Source organism: Phenylobacterium sp. (assembly GCF_046291545.1).
GTDB lineage: Bacteria > Pseudomonadota > Alphaproteobacteria > Caulobacterales > Caulobacteraceae > Phenylobacterium.
Genome location: NZ_JBKBSM010000004.1, coordinates 136,507 through 155,164, shown reverse-complemented (window position 1 = coordinate 155,164; position 18,658 = coordinate 136,507). Strand labels below are relative to the sequence as shown.

The window sequence follows — 18,658 nt, the reverse complement described above, 5'->3', positions numbered from 1 at the left end:
GAGCGGGGGCGGGGTAAAGCCTGCGCGCCTCAAGGACCTCATCCCAGACAGGACCCTCCATGACCGAGATCGTCGACATCACCGCCCGCGAAATCCTCGACAGCCGCGGCAATCCGACGGTCGAGGTGGACGTGGTGCTCGAGGACGGCTCCCTCGGCCGGGCCGCGGTGCCCTCGGGGGCTTCGACCGGCGCGCACGAGGCCGTCGAGAAGCGCGACGGCGACAAGACCCACTATCTGGGCAAGGGCGTGCGCCAGGCCGTCGAAGCGGTGAACGGCGAGATCTTCGACGCCCTGTCGGGTATGGACGCCGAGGACCAGCGCCGGATCGATTCCCTGCTGATCGAGCTTGACGGCACGCCCAACAAGAGCCGGCTGGGCGCCAACGCCATCCTGGGCGTGAGCCTGGCCACCGCCAAGGCGGCGGCCGGCAGCGCCGCCCTTCCGCTCTACAAGTACGTGGGCGGCGTCTCGGCCCGGGCGCTTCCCGTGCCGATGATGAACATCATCAACGGCGGCGCCCACGCGGACAACCCGATCGACATCCAGGAGTTCATGATCCTGCCGACCGGAGCTCCGACCTTCGCCGAGGGCCTGCGGATGGGCGCGGAGATCTTCCACGGCCTGAAGAAGGCTCTGAAGGACGCCGGCCACAACACCAACGTCGGCGACGAGGGCGGCTTCGCGCCGAACCTGGCCAGCGCCGAGGAAGCGCTCGCCTTCATCGTCAAGGCGGGCGAGGCGGCCGGCTACAAGGCCGGCGAACATTTCCACCTGGGCCTGGACGTGGCCTCCACCGAGTTCTTCAAGAACGGCAAGTACGTGATGGAAGGCGAGGGCAAAACCTTCGATCCGGCGGGGATGGTCGACTACCTGGCCGGCCTCGTGGGCAAGTTCCCCATCGTGACGATCGAGGACGGCTGCGCAGAGGACGACTTCGACGGCTGGAAGCTGCTCACCGACGCCCTCGGCGGCAAGGTGCAACTGGTCGGCGACGACCTGTTCGTCACCAATCCGGCGCGCCTGGCCGACGGGATCGGGCGTGGCCTGGCCAACTCCATCCTCGTGAAGGTCAACCAGATCGGCACCCTTTCGGAGACCCTGGACGCCGTCGATATGGCCCACCGCGCCGGCTATACGGCGGTGATGAGCCATCGCTCCGGCGAGACCGAGGACTCCACGATCGCCGACCTCGCGGTGGCGACGAACTGCGGCCAGATCAAGACCGGTTCGCTCGCCCGGTCCGACCGCACGGCGAAGTACAACCAGTTGCTGCGCATCGAGGAAGAACTGGGCGATCAGGCGATCTATCCCGGCGCCAAGGCGCTCAAGCGCCTCTGATAGAGCGCCGAAAGGCGAGCACCAGCGCCAGCACCGCCACCGGCACGACGGCGTAGGTGGCGATGGCGGCGGCGAGCCCCCAGGCGTCCGCCGCCGCGCCGGCGAGCGCCGGGAAGGCTGCACCGGGCAGGCCGATGACCGAGACGATCGCGCCGGTCGAGCCGGCCTGGCCCGGCCGGAGCGTCATCACCGCCTCTTGCAGGCGCGTATAGAAGATCGCGCTCGCCGCACCGAAGCCGGCCCCGGCCGCCAGGATCGCGGCGGGCCAGGCGGCGAACGCCATCAACGGCAGGAACGCCGCCATGGCCACGGCCGTCGCGCCGAGCACGGCAGGCAGGGAGAGGTCGCGCCCCACGCGATCGGCCGCCAGATAGCCGCCGACTGCGCCGCCGACGGCGCCGAGTGCGAGGGCTGTCGCGGCTGCGGCGCCGAACCCGGCCACGCTCTCCAGATAGGCGATGGTGAAGCCCAGCAGCGGCTCGTCGAGCAGCGCGAACAGGCCCATCAAGGTTCCCAGCAGCAGGACGCGGCCGTCTCGCACGACGGCCCAGACGCCGCTCAACGGGTTGGGGTGCGCTTCGGGCGGATTCGGGGCGGGGAACCGCTGGGCCGCGAGCCAGGCGGCGTAGGCCAGCATCAGCGCCCCTCCGACGACGAACGGCGTGCGCCAGCCCCACCCCAGGGCGAGCGCCAGGGCGAAGCTCGTCGGCGCCAGCAGGTCGCCGACCGCCGACCACGCGTTCATGCGGCCGAGACTCCGGGCGAGGTCCTCGCCGGAGAGGTCCACCAGGGCGACCTCGCAGCCGTGGGTGAAGGCGTCGCTGGCCGCGCCCCAGACGAAGGCGGCCCCCAGCAGCACCCACAGGGAATCGGCCAGGCCGAACGCGATCATCGCTGCGCCGTAGGCAAGCGCCCCGGCGGCCGCCAGAAGCCGGCGGCTCACGTAGTCGGCGGCGATTTCGAAGGTGAAGCCGACGAGGCCGCCGGCGGAGAGGGCGACCAGAACCGCGCCGGCGTGGGCGTAAGCCAGCCCCAGGTCCCGGGCCATCGGCTCCAGGGCGCCGGCCGGGAAGAAGGTGAACCACTCGTCGGCGAAGCCGACGAACGTCAGGGCGGCGACGAGTAACCAGGGCGCACGCGCGAGCGGCGGCGCGGCCCATGCGGCCATGCGCCTGATCCAGCCGAAGCTAGGCGCGCGTCAATTGGGAGGGCGGGCTCTTTGCATGAGGTCACTGTGCGCCTGCAGGCCTCGGATCCGCAACGCAAAATTAAGCATGGGGGCGCGACATGGACCGGCCCAGGAGCCGCGATTCGCCCTTGCTCGCCCGTCTTCGTCCATATGCGCCGACCGCCGCCCTGGCGTTCCTGATCTTCTATTTCGGGTTCCACGCCTTCACGGGCGAGCGGGGAATCCTGTCGACCCATCAGCGCGACGAAGCCTTGGCCGCCAAGACCCGCGAACTGGCCTTGCTGCAGGCCGAGCGCCGCGATCTCGAGGCGCGCGCCCATCTGTTGCGCGACACGAGCCTTTCGGCCGATCTGCTGGAGGAACGCGCGCGGTCTCTGCTAGGCTTCAGCGATCCGAAAGACTATGTGATCCGCCTGAAGCGCTAAGCCGCTTCGTTCGTTTGACAGGTCGTGCGACCCAGACGAAGCCGCGGCGGCGACATTCACGGAGAAGCGTATGGCGCGCGGGCAGGATGCGTCCCGAAAGAAGAAGGCCGACACCGGCGCTCACGCCGAGTGGGGCAAGGCCGAGCTGATCGAAGCCTACCGCAGCATGCTGCTCATCCGCCGTTTCGAGGAGCGGGCGGGCCAGCTCTACGGGATGGGGCTGATCGGGGGCTTCTGCCACCTCTACATCGGCCAGGAGGCGATCGCGGTCGGCGTGCAGTCGGTCAAGGAGCCAGGGGATCAGGTGATCACCGGCTACCGCGACCACGGCCACATGCTGGCCTGCGGCATGGATCCGCGTGAGGTCATGGCCGAGCTGACCGGCCGATCGGGCGGCTCGTCCAAGGGCAAGGGCGGTTCGATGCACATGTTCTCGACCGAGGCCGATTTCTACGGCGGCCACGGTATCGTCGGCGCCCAGGTCAGCCTGGGCACGGGCCTGGCCTTCGCCAACCGCTACCGCCAGAACGGCAAGGTCGCCTTCGTCTATTTCGGCGACGGCGCGGCCAATCAGGGGCAGGTCTACGAGAGCTTCAACATGGCCGAGCTGTGGAGCCTGCCGGCCGTCTACATCATCGAGAACAACCAGTACGCCATGGGCACCTCGATCGAGCGGTCCTCGTCGGAGACCCACCTCTACAAGCGCGGCGCCTCGTTCCGGATTCCCGGCGAGGAGGTCGACGGCATGGACGTGGGCGCCGTGCGCGCGGCCGCGACCCGAGCCGCCGAGCATGCGCGCTCGGGCGAAGGCCCCTACATCCTGGAGATGAAGACCTATCGCTACCGTGGCCACTCGATGAGCGATCCGGCCAAGTACCGGACTCGGGAAGAGGTGGACGAGGTGCGCAAGACACGGGACCCGATCGACCACCTGCAGGAACGGCTGATCGCCGAGGGCTTCGCCGACGAGGCGGCGCTGAAGGCCATCGACGCCGAGGTGAAGAAGGTGGTCGCCGACGCCGCCGAATTCGCGCGCACCAGCCCCGAGCCGGCGCCCGACGAACTTCACACGGACGTCTATCTGGAGGCCGCCCAGTGACCGATGTGCTGATGCCCGCGCTGTCTCCGACGATGGAGGAGGGCACGCTCGCCAAGTGGCATGTGAAGGCGGGCGACACGGTGTCCTCGGGGGACGTGATCGCCGAGATCGAGACCGACAAGGCGACGATGGAGGTCGAGGCGGTCGACGAGGGGGTGGTCGAGGAGATCCTGATCGCCGAAGGCACCGAAGGGGTGAAGGTCAACACGCCCATCGCCCGCCTGTCGGGGGACGCGGCGAGCGCCAGGCCCGCGCCGCCGCCGGCCCAGTCCGCAGGCGATCCGGAGAAGTCGCCGCCCGAGGCCGCCGCGCCGAAGCCGCAAGGGCAGGGGCCTGCGCCCGTCGCGGCCGCGTCGCCGCAGGATCCGGAGATCCCGGCCGACGCCAAGCTCGTGAAGATCACCGTGCGCGACGCCCTGCGCGACGCCATGGCCGAGGAGATGCGCCGCGACGAGTCGGTGTTCCTGATGGGCGAAGAGGTGGCCCAGTACCAGGGCGCCTACAAGGTCAGCCGCGACCTGCTGCAGGAGTTCGGAGACCGCCGCGTGGTCGACACCCCGATCACCGAGCATGGCTTCGCCGGCCTGGGCGTAGGCGCTGCCATGGCCGGCCTGAAGCCGATCGTGGAGTTCATGACCTGGAATTTCGCCATGCAGGCGATCGACCAGATCATCAATTCTGCGGCCAAGACGCTCTACATGTCCGGCGGCCAGATTCGTTGCTCCGTGGTGTTTCGCGGGCCGAACGGCGCAGCGGCCCGGGTGGCCGCCCAGCACAGCCAGGACTACTCGGCCTGGTACGCCCAGGTGCCGGGCTTGAAGGTGGTCGCCCCCTACGATGCGGCCGACGCCAAGGGGTTGCTGAAGGCGGCGATCCGCGATCCGAACCCGGTCGTCTTCCTGGAGCACGAGATGCTCTACGGGGTGGAGTTCGAGATCCCGGAGGTGGAGGACTGGATCGTTCCGATCGGCAAGGCCAAGGTGCGCCGGCAGGGGAGCCACGTGACCATCACCGCCCATTCGCGGATGGTGGGTCTGGCGCTCAAGGCGGCCGAGCAACTCGCCGCCGAGGGGCTGGAAGCCGAGGTGATCGACCTGCGCACCCTGCGCCCGCTGGACCACGAGACGATCGTCGAGAGCGTGAAGAAGACCAACCGCCTGGTCACGGTCGAGGAGGGCTGGGGCCCCATGGGCGTGGGCGCGGAGGTGGTGGCGCGGGTGCTGGAGCACGCGTTCGACTATCTCGACGCTCCGCCGGCTCGGGTCCACCAGGCCGACACGCCCTTGCCCTATGCGGCGAACCTGGAGGCCCTGGCCCTGCCGTCGGTCGAGCAGATCGTGGCTGCGGCCAAAGCGGTCGCCTATCGATGAGCCCGGCGGCTCCGCGCCGCCGCCTGAACGCCTGACGGAAACGGATCCATGTCGATCGACGTACTGATGCCCGCACTGTCTCCGACGATGGAGGAGGGCACGCTCGCCAAGTGGCATGTGAAGGCGGGCGACACGGTGTCCTCGGGGGACGTGATCGCCGAGATCGAGACCGACAAGGCGACGATGGAGGTCGAGGCGGTCGACGAGGGGGTGGTCGAGGAGATTCTGATCGCCGAAGGCACCGAAGGGGTGAAGGTCAACACGCCCATCGCCCGCCTGTCGGGGGAGGGCGCCGGCGTGCCGCCCGCGAGCGACTCCGGCGCGACGCCCGTCAAGGCCGAGGCCCAGGCGCCCAAGCCGGAGCCCGCCCGGCCCGCGGCCGAGCCGGCGGAAGCCGCGGCCCCGGCTCCGAAGCCGGCCAAGCGTGAGGGGACACGGATTTTCGCCTCGCCTCTGGCGCGACGCATAGCCGAGCAGAAGGGCCTGGACCTGGCGGCGATCCAGGGCTCCGGCCCGCACGGGCGGATCATCAAGCGCGACGTCGAGGCGGCCCGTCCGGGCGCAGCGGCCCCCGCGTCGGCGGTCGCACCCGCGACGGCGCCCCGGCCGGTGCTGTCGCTGCAGCAGATGGGGATCCCTGAGGGCTCCTACGATCTGATCCCGCTCGACGGCATGCGCAGGACCGTCGCGCGGCGGATGACCGACAGCTTCCGCGACGTGCCGCACTTCCCGCTGAACGTCGATCTGGAGATCGACCGGCTGCTGGAAGGCCGTGGTCGCATCAACGCCATGCTGGAGAAGCAGGGCGTGAAGGTCAGCGTCAACGACCTGGTGATCAAGGCGGCCGCCATCGCCCTCAAGCAGGTGCCAGAGGCCAACGCCTCCTATTCCCCCGAGGGGATCGCCATGCACCACCATGCCGACATCGCCATGGCCGTGGCGGTCGAGGGCGGGCTGATCACCCCGATCATCCGGGCCGCCGAGACCAAGGGGCTGGCCCAGATCGCCATGGAGGCCAAGGACCTCGCCGAACGGGCCCGCTCGCGCAAGCTCAAGCCCGAGGAGTTCCAGGGCGGCACGTTCTCCGTCTCGAATCTCGGCATGTTCGGCATCAAGTCGTTCGCCTCCATCATCAACGAGCCGCAGGGCTGCATCCTTTCGGTTGGGGCGGGCGAGAAGCGGCCTGTCGTTCGCAGCGACCGGATCGAGATCGCCACCGTGATGAGCGTCACCTTGACGTGCGACCACCGGGTGGTGGACGGGGCGACGGGCGCGCGCTGGCTGCAGGCGTTCAAGGCCCTGGTGGAAGACCCGATCACGATGATCGTCTGAAGGAGTGCTCATGGATTTCGACGTCATCGTCATCGGCGCGGGTCCGGGCGGCTACGTCACGGCGATCCGCGCGGCGCAGCTCGGCCTGAAGACTGCGATCGTCGAACGCGAGCTGCTGGGCGGGGTGTGCCTGAACTGGGGGTGCATCCCCACCAAGGCCCTGCTGAAGTCCGGCGAGGTGTTCGAGCAGCTCAGCCATCTGGCCGACTACGGCCTGAAGGTCGAGAAGGCCAGTTTCGACTTCGGCAAGGTGATCGAGCGCTCGCGCAAGGTTGCCGCCCAGTTGAACTCCGGCGTCGCCTTCCTGATGAAGAAGCACAAGATCGAGGTCATCGAAGGCCAGGCCAGGCTCGAGAGGGGTCAAGGCGCGCCGAAGGTGGTGGTGGCGCTGAAGGCGGGCGGATCGCGCGCGATCCAGGCCAAGCACGTAATCCTCGCCACCGGCGCACGGGCGCGGACGATCCCTGCGATCGGCCTGGAGCCGGACGGCGAACGGGTGTGGACCTATCGCGAAGCGCTGGCGCCAAAGGCGGCGCCGAAGTCGCTTGTGGTCGTAGGCTCCGGCGCCATCGGAATTGAGTTCGCGAGCTTCTACAGGGCGTTAGGCTCGGAAGTTACAGTCGTGGAGGCGCTGCCGCGCATCCTGCCCGTCGAAGACGAGGAAGTCTCAAAGGCTGCGCACAAGGCGTTCGAGCGGCGGGGAATCCGGTTCCGCGTCGGGGCGAGCGTACAGAAGCTGAGCAAGACCAAGACCGGCGTCAGCCTGGCGATCGAGGCAGGCGGCAAGGCCGAGACGCTCTCGGCCGACGTGGCGATCGTCGCCGTCGGCATCGTCGGTAATGTCGAGGACCTGGGGCTGGAAGCGCTCGGCGCCAAGATCGAAAAGACCCACGTCGTCACCGACGCCCATGGCGCGACCGGCGTTCCCGGCCTCTACGCCATCGGCGACGTCGCGGGGCCGCCATGGCTGGCGCACAAGGCCAGCCACGAGGGCGTGCACTGCATCGAACACATCGCCGGGCTGAAGCCGACGAACCTGTCCTCGCCGATCCCCGGATGCACGTACGCCAGTCCGCAGATCGCCTCGGTGGGGCTGACGGAGGCTCAGGCCAAGGAAAAGGGGCTCGACGTCAAGGTCGGACGCTTCCCCTTCCGGGTGAACGGCAAGGCGATCGCTGCGGGTGAAACTGAGGGTTTCGTCAAGACGGTGTTCGATGGCGCGACCGGCGCCCTGGTCGGCGCGCACATGATCGGCGGCGAGGTCACCGAGATGATCCAGGGGTTCGCCCTGGCGATCACCATGGAGGCGACCGAGGCCGAAATCCAGGCCACCGTCTATCCGCACCCGACGATGAGCGAGGCCATGCACGAGGCGGCTCTGGACGCCTACGGACGCGTCCTGCACATCTGATCGCCGCCTGCCGGGGCGTGCATGCGCCCTCAATTCGCCCAAGACGCGTGAAAGGTCCACGCCGTGCTGACCGGATCCTCCCCAGACCGTCGGCGCACGGCCGCGTTCGCCGCCGTGCTGCTGCTCGCCGGGTGCGCCACCGCCACCCAGACCACCCCCGGTCGCACGGCGACCGAACAGCTGCTGGTCGCCCACGCGGCCGAACAGGCGGCCAAGAAGATCGAGATCCCGCTGCCCGCGGGCTCGCGGGTGTTCGTCCTGCCGGCGGGGTTCGGCGGCGAGGAAGGGCAGTATGCGATCAGCGCCCTCCGCTCGACCCTGGCCAACCGCGGCTATGCCCTGGCTCAGAAGCCGGAGGAGGCGGATGTCGTGCTCGAGGTCCGCAAGGCGGCCCTGTCCATAGACGAGATGAGCCACCTGATCGGCATTCCCTCGGTGACCCTGCCGAACATCGCGGCCCTCAGCGCCTTCACGGTGCCCGAACTGTCACTCTACGCCCGTCGCGACCGCAGCGGCGTCGCCGAGTTCCTGCTGTTCGCCTACGACGCCAAGTCGGGCAAGCCGTTGCACGTTCAGGATCGGGTGGTCGGCGCCACCATGATCCGGGCGCACAAGGCGCTGCTGGTCTTCTCTTGGGGCAAGCAGGAGGTGCGGCCAGGCGACCCGGCGCTCGGGTCGGAGCCTTGGTGGAAGGTGTGGTGAGTCGCGGCCGAGCCGCCTCAGAGGCTTTCCCGGGCCGCGCGGGCGTCGGCTTCGGCTGAGAACGCCCGGGCCATTCTCGCCTTGACCACGCCCCAGACCGCGAAGGCGCCGACCAGGCTCAGGGCGCCGCCCACGAGCGCGAGGGTCAGGACATCGGCCTCGCCCAGCGCTTCGAGCTCCGCCAGCCCCTTGGCGGCCAGATAGCCTGGCGCGATCACCGCAGGCACCCAGACGATGGCCGACGCCGCATTGGCCAACTGGAACGTCCGCGATTTCATCTTCAGCATGCCGGCGATGAGCGGCACGAACGCCCGCACCGGACCGAAGAACCGCCCGATGAAGATGGAGGCCACCCCGTAGCGCCGCGTCAGGAGGCGCGTGCGCGCCACCTTGCGGCGGTGGGGCCGCAGGATGCGGGCGCGCAGGGCGCCAGGGCCCAGTTTGCGGCCGAGCATGTAGGACAAGCCGTCGCCCAGCACCGCGCCGACGACACACCAGATGATCACCGACACCGGATCGAGAGCGCCTGCCGCCATCAGGCCGCCGGCCATGACCATCAGGGCGGTCGCCGGGACGAAGGCGCCGACGAGGACCAGGGACTCCAACAGCGTCACTGCGCCCAGGATCGGGCCTGCCCAAGCATGATGACGGCTGATGAACTCGGCGGTACTGGAAAACAGCGCGTCCATGGGGCTCCTTGCGTCACCCCCATGTGGGCAGTCGAATGAGTCGGTGCGAGGGCGCCCGCGCCTAAACTCTGCGGCCGTTGCGCGGCTGCATCAGGCCGCGCGCGAGCGCCCGTCCGCCTCGGCCATGCGCTGGATCGCCACGTAGTCGGTCTTGCCGGTGCCCAGCACGGGCACTTCGGGGACCTTGATGATCTTCCGCGGGACGGCCAGCTCGGGCGCTCCAATCGACTGGGCGTGAGCCACCATCGGGGCCGCGGCGGCGTCACGCTGGTCGGTGACGAGCACGAGCCGTTCGCCCTTCTTGGCGTCGGGCATGGCGATCACGGCGTGGCGGGAGTCGGGCCAGACTGCGCTGGCGAGATCCTCGGCGGCGGTCAGCGAGACCATCTCCCCGCCCACCTTGGCGAAGCGCTTGACCCGGCCGCGGATTTTCACCCAGCCGTCCTCGCTGACGTCGACCACGTCGCCGGTGTCGTGCCAGCCGTCGACAGGCGCCTCGATGGAACCGTCGGCGGCGAGGTAGCCCGCCATGACGTTGGGACCGCGAACGAAGAGGCGTCCGCCGCCGGGAATGCCCTCGACCGGCTCCAGGCGGGTCTCGATGCCGGGGAGGAGGCCGCCGACCGTGCCGCGGCGATTGTCGGTGGGCTTGTTCACGGCGATCACCGGCGCGGCTTCCGTGGCGCCGTAGCCCTCAAGCACGGGCACCGCGCCGAAGCGTTCGGCGATCAGGTTGTGGGTCTCCTCGCGCACCTTCTCGGCCCCGCACACGATGAACTTCAGGCCCGACAGCTCCCCCGGGTCGGCGGCGCGGGCGTACTGGTTCACGAAGGTGTCGGTGGCGAGCAGGATCGAGGCCCCGGAATCCTTGACCAGGGGCGGGATCTGCTTGGTGTGCAGGGGCGAGGGGTACTGGAAGGCCTTCATGCCGGTCAGCAGCGGCAGCAGGACCCCGCCGGTCAGGCCGAAGCAGTGGAAGGTCGGCAGCGGATTGAACATGACCCAGTCCGGGTCGAGGTCGATGTGGGCGGCGATCTGGCGGACGTTGGCGATCAGGTTGCCCTGGGTCAGCAGGACGCCGCGCGGCGCGCCGAAGCTGCCGGACGTGAACAGGATGACGCCCGGGTCGTCGGCCTTGGCCTCGGTGCGGAACCGCTTGGGGAACATGCCGGCGGCGGCGGCGAAGAGCTTGTCGGCGAGACCGACCTTCTCGCGCACGTCCTCCAGGTAGGTGACCGTACAGGTCTGCTCCAGGGCGTCGGTGAGGTCGTGAAGCTTTCCCTGCTCGATGAAGCGGTGCGAGGTCAGCACCCGCTTCACGCCCGCGAGCTCGCAAGCGGCTTTCAGGTTGCGGATGCCGGCCGTGAAGTTGAGCATGGTCGGCACACGGCCGAAGGCGTGCAGGGCGAAGAAGGTGACCACGACCCCGGCGCTGGCCGGCAGCATGACGCCGACCCGTTCCCCCGGCGCCGTCAGTTCGGCGATCTTCCGGCCGAGCGCAAATGACGCGCGGATGACATCGGTGTAGCCGAGCGGGTTCCGCTCCTGATCCTCGAGGATCAACTTCTTGGCGCCGTAAACAGCACGCGCCTCAAGCAGGGCGTCGAACAAGGAACCCGCGCTCGGATTCGAATCAAAGGGACGCGACAAAGGCGAATGCCTCCCCGAATGTTACGCCATTCTTCTTGGCCGGAGCGTATCGTCGGGCTCCGGTGTTGAAAAGATCGGTTACAGGGCGTGAGCTCTTAGCGCAAAGTCGGGGCCTCGCCCATGGCGGATCGTTCCAGGGCGAAGGCGGCCGTGGCGCGCGCGGCGCTGGCGCGATCCAGTGCGCTTGAGCCGGTCTGCTCCTGACGACAACGCGCGATCCGTGGGCACAGATCCCCTCCCACCGCTCGTCCGAGCTGAAGCACCGGCAGCGACAGACTCGACGCCGCGGCCAGGGCCTCGGCGCTTGCGGCCTGGTGCGCTTCGACCCACCCCCGGCTCGGTCCCGACATCCGCAGGTCGGGATTGACCAGTTGCCAGCCCGCGCCCACGGGGTCCGACTTTGTGGCGTCTTCTCGGGCCCACGGCTTCCAGTCGCGGGGCGGGCGGCGGTCCAGCCCCATCCAGCGCTCCAGCGTGGCTCTGGGGCTCGGCGCGGCGGTGCGGCTGGCCAGGTGCGGAGCCCACAGCACGATGCGGTCGGCCGGAAGCCCTCGCTCGGCCGTGGCGATCGCGACGGCCGCGCCGTCACCGCGCGCCAGCAGAGTGAGCGGCTGGTCCGGCGACGGCCGTACGACCGCGCCGACGAGGGCTTCCAGCGCCCGTACGTCCGGCTCAAAGCTCGAAACGTGGCCAAGGTCCCGGGGAGAGGCGAACCGCCCGGAGCCGCCCTGACCGGCGCGATCCAGCACCCAGACCGTAAGGCCGGCGCCATTGAGCGTGCGGACGGCCGAGAACCAGGCCTCCGCGGTCTCGCCGTAGGCGGGGACGATGACGGCCTGGCCCTGAGGCACGACGTCCGGGCTGGCGACCCCGTAGCGCTGGGGCGGATCCTCGCCCACCTGCACGGCGCCCCAGGCCCAGCCCTCCGGCGCGAGGTCGGCCGCAGGCAATCCTGGCGGCGCCTGGCTTTCGAAGAAGGGCGAGCGCGATGCAGGCCGCTCGCAGCCCGCGAGCAGCAGAAGTGCGGCGGCGATTGGGAACGCCCGGTTCATGGCCAAATCTGACCGCGCCGAAGGCGCAGAGCGCAAGCGTGCGCATTCGCGCCTTGATCGCAGCCGCGCGACGGACGATCTAGGCGGCATGACCGTCGTCATCGACACCCTCGGCTCCGGCCGGCCGCGCCACCCGGAAAAGCAGAACCGGCCCGACACGCCCATGCTGCGCAAGCCGCCCTGGCTTCGCGTCCGCGCGCCGGGCTCCGAAGGCTACGCCGCCACCCGCGCCGTCGTGAAGACCCACGGCTTGACGACGGTGTGCGAGGAGGCCGCCTGTCCCAACATCGGCGAGTGCTGGACCCAGAACCACGCGACGATGATGATCATGGGCGAGGTCTGCACCCGCGCCTGCGCCTTCTGCAACGTCACCACCGGAAAGCCGGCGGCCCTGGACCCTACCGAGCCGTCCCGGGTGGCGGATGCGGTCGCGAAGATGGGGCTGAAGCACGTCGTCATCACCTCGGTGGATCGCGACGACCTGGCCGACGGCGGGGCCGAACACTTCGCGCAGGTGGTCAGGGCCATCCGGGCCGCCGCGCCGGAGACGACCGTGGAGATCCTCACGCCGGACTTCCTGCGCAAGCCCGTCGCCGCCGCCGAGCAGGTGATCGATTCGCGGCCCGACGTGTTCAACCACAATCTCGAGACCGTTCCGCGGCTCTACCTGTCGATCCGGCCAGGAGCGCGCTACTACCATTCGCTGCGGCTCCTGGAGCGGGTGAAGGAGCGCGACGCCCAGATGTTCACCAAGTCCGGCCTGATGGTCGGGCTTGGCGAGACCAAGGAAGAGGTCATGCAGGTGATGGACGACATGCGATCGGCTGGCGTCGATTTCCTGACGATCGGCCAATACCTGCAGCCTACCCGCAAGCACGCCGCCGTGGACCGCTTCGTGACGCCGGAGGAGTTCAAGGCCTACGAGGAGATCGCACGGGCCAAGGGATTCCTGATGGTGTCGGCGAGCCCGCTTACGCGCTCGTCCCACCACGCCGGCGAGGATTTCGCCAAGCTGCAGGCCGCCCGGCGGGCGCGCGAGGCCGCCGCCTAGTTCGACCTTGCGACACCACCTGACCAAGGAACTGCCCTACAGGCCCGACGATCTGTTCCAGCTCGTCGGCGACGTGGCCGCCTATCCGCAGTTCGTGCCGTGGATCCAGTCCATGCGCACCTGGAACGCCCAGGAACTCGGGGAGGGCGTGGACGGGCTGGACGCAGAGGTTCAGGTGGGCTTCTCGCTGCTGAAGGAGCGTTTCGCCACCCGCGTCCGCAGGGACGCTAGGGCGCGGCAGGTGGACGTGAGTCTGATTTCCGGACCGTTCCGCAAGCTGGAGAACCGCTGGCGCTTCCATGAGACGGCCACCGGCGGCACCCGCGTGGACTTCGACATCGATTTCACCTTCAAGTCGCGCCTGCTGGAAGCGTTGCTGGCGGCGAATTTCCATACGGCGGTCGATCGGCTGATGCGCTGTTTCGAAGATCGGGCGGCGGCTCTGTATGGCCCCGCGCCGATGGCGATTCCCGGCAAATCCTGAATTTGACAGGACTTTCCTTGACGATTGAGTTGCATCTCGCCTCTCAGTTGAACTGAGTACTCGCGCGGATCGCCTGAAATCTGAGCCGGCTCGTCAAGATAATGACGCGAAGATATTATATGCGAATACGTGCGATTGTTGATCGACGCCAATTGTGATTGCGGCGAGGGCGGCCGCAATCTGCCATTCTTTTTCATCTGTGTGCCCATTTATGGTTGAGGATCGGGCAGGCGGATGCGGACGATCGCCATGATCGCGCGCAAGGGCGGGTCGGGGAAGACGACGCTGGCGACGCACCTGGCGTTGGCGGCGCACCTGCGCGGGCGTCGGGTCATGCTCGCCGACGCCGACCCCCAGCGATCGGCTTCCGACGTGCTGAAGCTGCGTCAGGCGGAGGGTCCGCAGGTGGTGGAGACCGCCGGGCCCAAGTTGTTCGCCCTGAAGGTCGCGGCCCTGCGCGACGGGTTCGACTATCTGATCATCGACACGCCCGCCGGCCCCGAGACGGAGGTGTGCCACGCCATCGTCCTGTCGGAGCTGTCGGTCGTGGTCGTGCGCCCGACCTATCTGGACCTGGTGGCGGCGGTGCGGACGGTTGAGATTCTGCATCGCCTGGGTCGGCCGGGCCTGATCGTCCTCAACCAGGCGCCGTTCTCCCGCACGGGGGCCGAGCCGCCGCTGGTGCGCAAGGCCCTCGACGCGCTGAAGCTGTTGCACGTGCCGATCGCGCCGGTCACGATCCGCGCCCGCATGGCCTACCAGGAGGCGCTCAGCGCAGGCATGTCCGTCGAGGAGCTGAGCCCGCCGACGCCGGCGACGGCCGAGATCGAGCAGCTCTGGAGCGTGGTCCAGGATCGCCTGGCGGGGCGCTTCTGAATCCGCCTGCCGGGTTCAGCGCATCCGCTCCCGCAGCATTTCCAGGGCGGACTGCACGGCCGCCAGCTGGATCTCCGACCGCGTCTCGTATTCGAACAGCTCGCCGCGATGCATCAGCCCCTGGTTGGCGCGGGCGGTGGCGATGTGCACGGTGCCGACGGGCTTCATCGACGTCCCGCCGCCGGGACCGGCGATGCCGGTGATCGCCACGGCGACGTGGGCGTTGGAGTTCTCCAGGGCGCCTTCCGCCATCATTCTGGCCACGGGCTCGGACACCGCGCCGAGGTCGGCGATCAGGTCGCCGGGAACGCCGAGCAGCTCCTGTTTGGCGCGGTTGGTGTAGACGACGTAGCCGCGCTCGAAGACGTCGGACGCGCCGGCGATGGAGCAGATGGCCCCCGCCACCAGCCCGCCCGTGCAGCTTTCCGCGGTGACGATCCGGAGCGAGCGGCTGCGAGCCTCGTCGATCAAAAGGCGCGCCAGGGTCTCGATTTCGAGGGAAAACATCGCCGCGGCTCCGGGGTCTAGGCAACAGGGAGGCGAGACCACAACATTGCGCCGACCGCCAATTCAAGCCGAATCGCGACCATGACCACCTCGGACGTCAGCGAGAGGACTGCTCCGGGCGGCGCTTCGGCGCTGTTCGCCGTGACGATCTTCGCCAGCGCGGCCCTGGTGTTCCTGGTCCAGCCGATGGTGGCCAAGATGGTGCTGCCCCTGCTGGGCGGTTCACCGTCGGTCTGGAACACCAGCATGGTGTTCTTTCAGGCGTGCCTCTTGATCGGCTACGGCTACGCCCACCTTCTGCAGCGAATTCCGGCCCTCAGAACGCAGGCGATCGTGCACGGCGTCGTGCTGCTCGGCGCGGCGGCCGTTCTGCCGTTGCGGGTGACCGACCTGCTGGGCGAGCCGGCCTCGGCCCATCCGGCGCTGTGGCTGCTTGGCGTGCTGGCGGTCTCGGTCGGCGCGCCGTTCGCCGCCCTCTCGGCGACCGCGCCGCTGGTTCAGGCCTGGCACGCGCGCACCTCGGGCCGGATCCAGGGCAAGGAGCCCTACAGTCTCTACGCCGCGAGCAACCTCGGCAGCTTCCTGGCGCTGCTGGCCTATCCCGCCGTCGTCGAGCCGACCCAGGCTCTCGGCGCCCAGACTCTCGGCTGGACGTTCGGCTACGCGGGTTTCGTGCTGCTGATCGCCGCCCTTGGGACCTTTGTGGCGCGCGCGCGGGCCGGGGACTCCGCGCCGTCGCCCGTCGTCATAGCCGCGCCGGTCTCATGGCGCGATCGCGGGCTGTGGGTGGTCCTGGCGGCGATCCCCTCGAGCCTGATGCTCGGCGTCACGACCCACATCACGATGGACGTGGTGTCCGCGCCGCTGTTCTGGGTCGCGCCGCTGGCGCTCTATCTCCTCACCTTCGTCCTGGCGTTCCAGGACAAGCCCCTGATCTCCCGGGACGCCGTACTGATGTTCCAGGCGGCGGCCCTGGCCGGCTGCCTCCTGGTGCTGCCGTTCGCCGGCACGGACATCGTGCTCGTGCTCTTCCTGCACCTGTCGGCCTTCTTCCTGACCGCGCTGATGTGTCACCAGGCCCTGGTGGCCCGCCGGCCGGAGCCCTCGCGCCTGACCGAGTTCTATCTGTGGATGTCCGTCGGCGGGGTGCTGGGCGGGGCCTTCAATGCGCTCCTGGCTCCCCTCGTCTTCGACAACGTGTGGGAATACCCGCTGGTGCTGGTGCTCTCCTGTCTGGCGCGGCCCTGGGGCAAGGGCGGGATGGAGCCCTGGAGGTGGTCCTCGATCGCGGTCGGGGTCTTCGCAGGGGTGGCGGCGCCGATCTGGACCACGTTCCACGGCGTCGGGACGACCACACGCCTGTTGCTCGCCGCGGTCTCGGTGATGGCGTTCATCGTGCGGGGCAGGGCCCTGAGCTTCCTCTGCGTGATCGCGGTGCTGGCCGTGGTCACCGCGACGGTGGGCGACCGGGTGGACGCACGGCACAGTTGGCGCAGCTTCTTCGGCGTAGTGCGCCAGTCGGAAATGCCGTCGCCGGCGATGGGCGGACAGGTGCGCATGCTCTCCCACGGCACCACCCTGCATGGCGCCCAGGCGCTGGATCCGCGCTACCGGTGCCGGCCGCTGACCTACTATGCGCCGGAGACCCCGATCGGCCAGGTGTTCTCGGCGGTGCGGGCCGAGCGCGCGGTTATGAACGCGGCGGCGGTGGGCCTGGGGACCGGCGCAGTGTCCGCCTATGTGCGGGCGGGCGATCGGCTGACCTTTTTCGAGATTGATCCGCTGGTTGTGCGGATTTCCTCCGACCCCGCGCACTTCAGCTACACCACGGCCTGCGCCCAGGGGGAGGTACGGTATGTGGTGGGCGACGCCCGCCTGACCCTCGCCAAGCAGCCGCCGGAGAGCTTCGACGTGTTGCTGATCGACGCGTTCTCGTCCGACAGCGTGCCGGCGCACCTGCTGACCGCCGAGGCTGTGGCCGGATATCTGAGCCATCTGAAGCCGGACGGCCTTCTGATTCTGCACCTGTCGAACCGGCACATGGAACTGCTCTCGCCGGCGATCGCCGCGGCCGAGGCCGCCGGCGGCGCCGCCCTGGTCCAGCGCCACACGATTCCGCCCGGGACCCCGGCGCTCTGGCAGTCCTCCGAAGACGTCGTGTTGGTCGGCCGATCGTCTGAGGCCCTGGCGCCGTTTGAGCACGACGCGCGATGGGACGCCGCCGACGCCGGCGGCGTGAAGCCCTGGACGGACGACTACGTGAACATCGTCGGCGCGATCTATCGCCGTCAGAAGGAGCGGTGGACCTGGCTGCCCTAGGCCGGCGTCTCCACGGCCACCACGGCCTGCGCAAGAAGGCCTTCCTGGCGCCCGGTGAAGCCCATGCCCTCGGTCGTGGTGGCTTTCACGCTGACCCGGTCCTCCGGCACGCCGAGCAGTTCGGCGAGGCGGGCGCGCATGGCCTGGCGATGCGGGCGGATCTTCGGGCGCTCGCAGACCAGGGTCACATCCGCGTTGATGATGCGCCCGCCGCGCGCAACGGCCAGGTCGACGGCGTGCTTAAGGAAGCGGTCTGAAGACGCGCCCTTCCACTGCGGATCCGACGGCGGAAAGTGTTCGCCGATGTCGCCTTCGCCGATCGCCCCCAGGATGGCGTCGGTCAGAGCATGCAGGCCTGCGTCGGCGTCGGAGTGGCCCACCAGGGTCTGGTCGTGGTCGATGCGCACGCCGCAGAGCCAGACCGCCTCGCCGGGGCCCCAGCGATGGGCGTCCACGCCCTGGCCGACCCGCGTGATGCGCATCGCGCCCGCCAGCCGCTCGGCCATGGCGAAGTCCTCCGGATAGGTGAGCTTCATCAGCATCGGATCGCCCGGCGCCAGGGCGACCCCGCCGCCGGCGCGCTCGAGCACCGCGGCGTCGTCGGTGGGTTCCAGATCGCCAGGCCAGGCGGCGTAGGCGGCGCGCAGGGGGCCGAGGCGAAAGGCCTGCGGGGTCTGGGCGCGCCAGAGCCCCTCGCGCGGAACCGTGGCCTGCACGACCGCCTCGCCCCGTTTCAGCGTGTCGGCCACCGGCAGGACGGGCACGGCGCCGTCGGCGCGGTCGAGCGCGGCGATGAGCGCCTGGACGTGACCCGTTGCGACAAAGGGCCGCGCCGCATCGTGGATCAGCACGATGGCGTCGGGATCGGTGTCGAGGGCGGCGAGGCCGGCCTGGACGGAGAGGGCCCGGCTCGCTCCCCCTGCGACGCAGATGGTCTGGGGCAGTCCCTCGGTGACAGCTTCGGCGGCATTCAGGCGATCCGCCGCTGCGACAAGGACAATTCGCCTTGCGCCGGCCGCGCTCATGGCCTCCAGCGACCAGCGCACGACGGGCCTGCCCCCCAGCGTCCTCCATGCCTTGGGGACGCCGGGGCCGGCCCGGGTTCCGCTGCCGGCGGCGACGATGATGGCCGAGAAATCCATGGCCGCTGTTTAGTTTGCGG

The 18,658-nt window shown here is 69.4% G+C and carries 17 protein-coding genes; 11 read left to right on the top strand and 6 right to left on the bottom strand.

Translation table 11 applies throughout. The features are described 5' to 3' along the window. Nucleotides 1-59 precede the first annotated feature (59 nt). Nucleotides 60-1,340 carry a phosphopyruvate hydratase gene (eno, locus tag ACK4YQ_RS11855; protein ID WP_409611616.1) on the top strand — a complete coding sequence of 427 codons (1,281 nt, stop codon included), beginning with the start codon at nucleotides 60-62 and terminating at the stop codon, nucleotides 1,338-1,340. Here the strand turns inward: eno and ACK4YQ_RS11850 are convergent. Continuing rightward, entirely contained in the window at nucleotides 1,327-2,508 is a 1,182-nt protein-coding gene (locus ACK4YQ_RS11850; RefSeq protein ID WP_409611615.1) for an MFS transporter, read from the bottom strand. The genes eno and ACK4YQ_RS11850 overlap by 14 nt on opposite strands. A gap of 149 nt (nucleotides 2,509-2,657) precedes the next feature. Between ACK4YQ_RS11850 and ACK4YQ_RS11845 the strand changes: the two genes are divergently transcribed. The 6 genes from ACK4YQ_RS11845 (at nucleotide 2,658) to ACK4YQ_RS11820 (ending at nucleotide 8,868) form a co-directional block, all read left to right on the top strand. Then, a complete protein-coding gene (locus ACK4YQ_RS11845; RefSeq protein ID WP_409611614.1) occupies nucleotides 2,658-2,954 on the top strand; it encodes an FtsB family cell division protein in 297 nt (98 codons plus the stop codon). Between the two features lie 70 nt (nucleotides 2,955-3,024). Then, nucleotides 3,025-4,053, top strand: a complete 1,029-nt coding sequence (gene pdhA / locus ACK4YQ_RS11840; protein ID WP_409611613.1) for a pyruvate dehydrogenase (acetyl-transferring) E1 component subunit alpha — start codon at nucleotides 3,025-3,027, stop codon at nucleotides 4,051-4,053. Beyond that, on the top strand, nucleotides 4,050-5,423 hold the full coding sequence (locus ACK4YQ_RS11835) for a pyruvate dehydrogenase complex E1 component subunit beta (protein ID WP_409611612.1): 1,374 nt from the start codon (nucleotides 4,050-4,052) through the stop codon (nucleotides 5,421-5,423). Before pdhA ends, ACK4YQ_RS11835 begins: the two co-directional genes overlap by 4 nt. A gap of 48 nt (nucleotides 5,424-5,471) precedes the next feature. After that, nucleotides 5,472-6,755: a pyruvate dehydrogenase complex dihydrolipoamide acetyltransferase gene (locus ACK4YQ_RS11830; protein ID WP_409611611.1), complete on the top strand. Its 1,284-nt coding sequence runs from the start codon at nucleotides 5,472-5,474 to the stop codon at nucleotides 6,753-6,755. 4 nt (nucleotides 6,756-6,759) lie between these two features. After that, entirely contained in the window at nucleotides 6,760-8,166 is a 1,407-nt protein-coding gene (gene lpdA / locus ACK4YQ_RS11825; RefSeq protein ID WP_409611610.1) for a dihydrolipoyl dehydrogenase, read from the top strand. A gap of 63 nt (nucleotides 8,167-8,229) precedes the next feature. After that, nucleotides 8,230-8,868: a DUF6655 family protein gene (locus ACK4YQ_RS11820; RefSeq protein WP_409611609.1), complete on the top strand. Its 639-nt coding sequence runs from the start codon at nucleotides 8,230-8,232 to the stop codon at nucleotides 8,866-8,868. A gap of 17 nt (nucleotides 8,869-8,885) precedes the next feature. On the opposite strand, the gene ACK4YQ_RS11815 is transcribed toward ACK4YQ_RS11820, so the two are convergent. The 3 genes from ACK4YQ_RS11815 to ACK4YQ_RS11805 all read right to left on the bottom strand — a co-directional run bounded on the left by ACK4YQ_RS11815 (nucleotide 8,886) and on the right by ACK4YQ_RS11805 (nucleotide 12,259). Continuing rightward, the gene (locus ACK4YQ_RS11815; RefSeq protein ID WP_409611608.1) at nucleotides 8,886-9,557 is read right to left on the bottom strand and encodes a DedA family protein; all 672 of its coding nucleotides are present in this window, start codon (nucleotides 9,555-9,557) and stop codon (nucleotides 8,886-8,888) included. A 90-nt stretch (nucleotides 9,558-9,647) separates the two neighbouring features. After that, nucleotides 9,648-11,207 carry an AMP-binding protein gene (locus ACK4YQ_RS11810; RefSeq protein ID WP_409611606.1) on the bottom strand — a complete coding sequence of 520 codons (1,560 nt, stop codon included), beginning with the start codon at nucleotides 11,205-11,207 and terminating at the stop codon, nucleotides 9,648-9,650. 95 nt (nucleotides 11,208-11,302) lie between these two features. Next, nucleotides 11,303-12,259: an alpha/beta hydrolase gene (locus ACK4YQ_RS11805; RefSeq protein WP_409611604.1), complete on the bottom strand. Its 957-nt coding sequence runs from the start codon at nucleotides 12,257-12,259 to the stop codon at nucleotides 11,303-11,305. A gap of 88 nt (nucleotides 12,260-12,347) precedes the next feature. Between ACK4YQ_RS11805 and lipA the strand changes: the two genes are divergently transcribed. The 3 genes from lipA (at nucleotide 12,348) to ACK4YQ_RS11790 (ending at nucleotide 14,670) form a co-directional block, all read left to right on the top strand. Next, entirely contained in the window at nucleotides 12,348-13,310 is a 963-nt protein-coding gene (gene lipA, locus ACK4YQ_RS11800; protein ID WP_409611602.1) for a lipoyl synthase, read from the top strand. Nucleotides 13,311-13,317: 7 nt separating this feature from the next. Further along, nucleotides 13,318-13,794 (top strand): type II toxin-antitoxin system RatA family toxin, encoded by a 477-nt coding sequence (locus ACK4YQ_RS11795; protein WP_409611601.1) that lies wholly within the window; start codon nucleotides 13,318-13,320, stop codon nucleotides 13,792-13,794. 234 nt (nucleotides 13,795-14,028) lie between these two features. Continuing rightward, nucleotides 14,029-14,670: an AAA family ATPase gene (locus tag ACK4YQ_RS11790; protein ID WP_409611599.1), complete on the top strand. Its 642-nt coding sequence runs from the start codon at nucleotides 14,029-14,031 to the stop codon at nucleotides 14,668-14,670. Between the two features lie 15 nt (nucleotides 14,671-14,685). Here the strand turns inward: ACK4YQ_RS11790 and ACK4YQ_RS11785 are convergent, their stop codons facing one another. Beyond that, complete coding sequence (locus ACK4YQ_RS11785) at nucleotides 14,686-15,177, bottom strand: CinA family protein (RefSeq protein ID WP_409611597.1); 492 nt, start codon at nucleotides 15,175-15,177, stop codon at nucleotides 14,686-14,688. Between the two features lie 81 nt (nucleotides 15,178-15,258). Between ACK4YQ_RS11785 and ACK4YQ_RS11780 the strand changes: the two genes are divergently transcribed. Continuing rightward, nucleotides 15,259-17,496 (top strand): spermidine synthase, encoded by a 2,238-nt coding sequence (locus ACK4YQ_RS11780; protein WP_409611595.1) that lies wholly within the window; start codon nucleotides 15,259-15,261, stop codon nucleotides 17,494-17,496. Here ACK4YQ_RS11780 and ACK4YQ_RS11775 read toward each other — a convergent pair. Beyond that, nucleotides 17,493-18,638 carry a bifunctional 2-C-methyl-D-erythritol 4-phosphate cytidylyltransferase/2-C-methyl-D-erythritol 2,4-cyclodiphosphate synthase gene (locus ACK4YQ_RS11775; RefSeq protein ID WP_409611593.1) on the bottom strand — a complete coding sequence of 382 codons (1,146 nt, stop codon included), beginning with the start codon at nucleotides 18,636-18,638 and terminating at the stop codon, nucleotides 17,493-17,495. The genes ACK4YQ_RS11780 and ACK4YQ_RS11775 overlap by 4 nt on opposite strands. Nucleotides 18,639-18,658 lie beyond the last annotated feature (20 nt).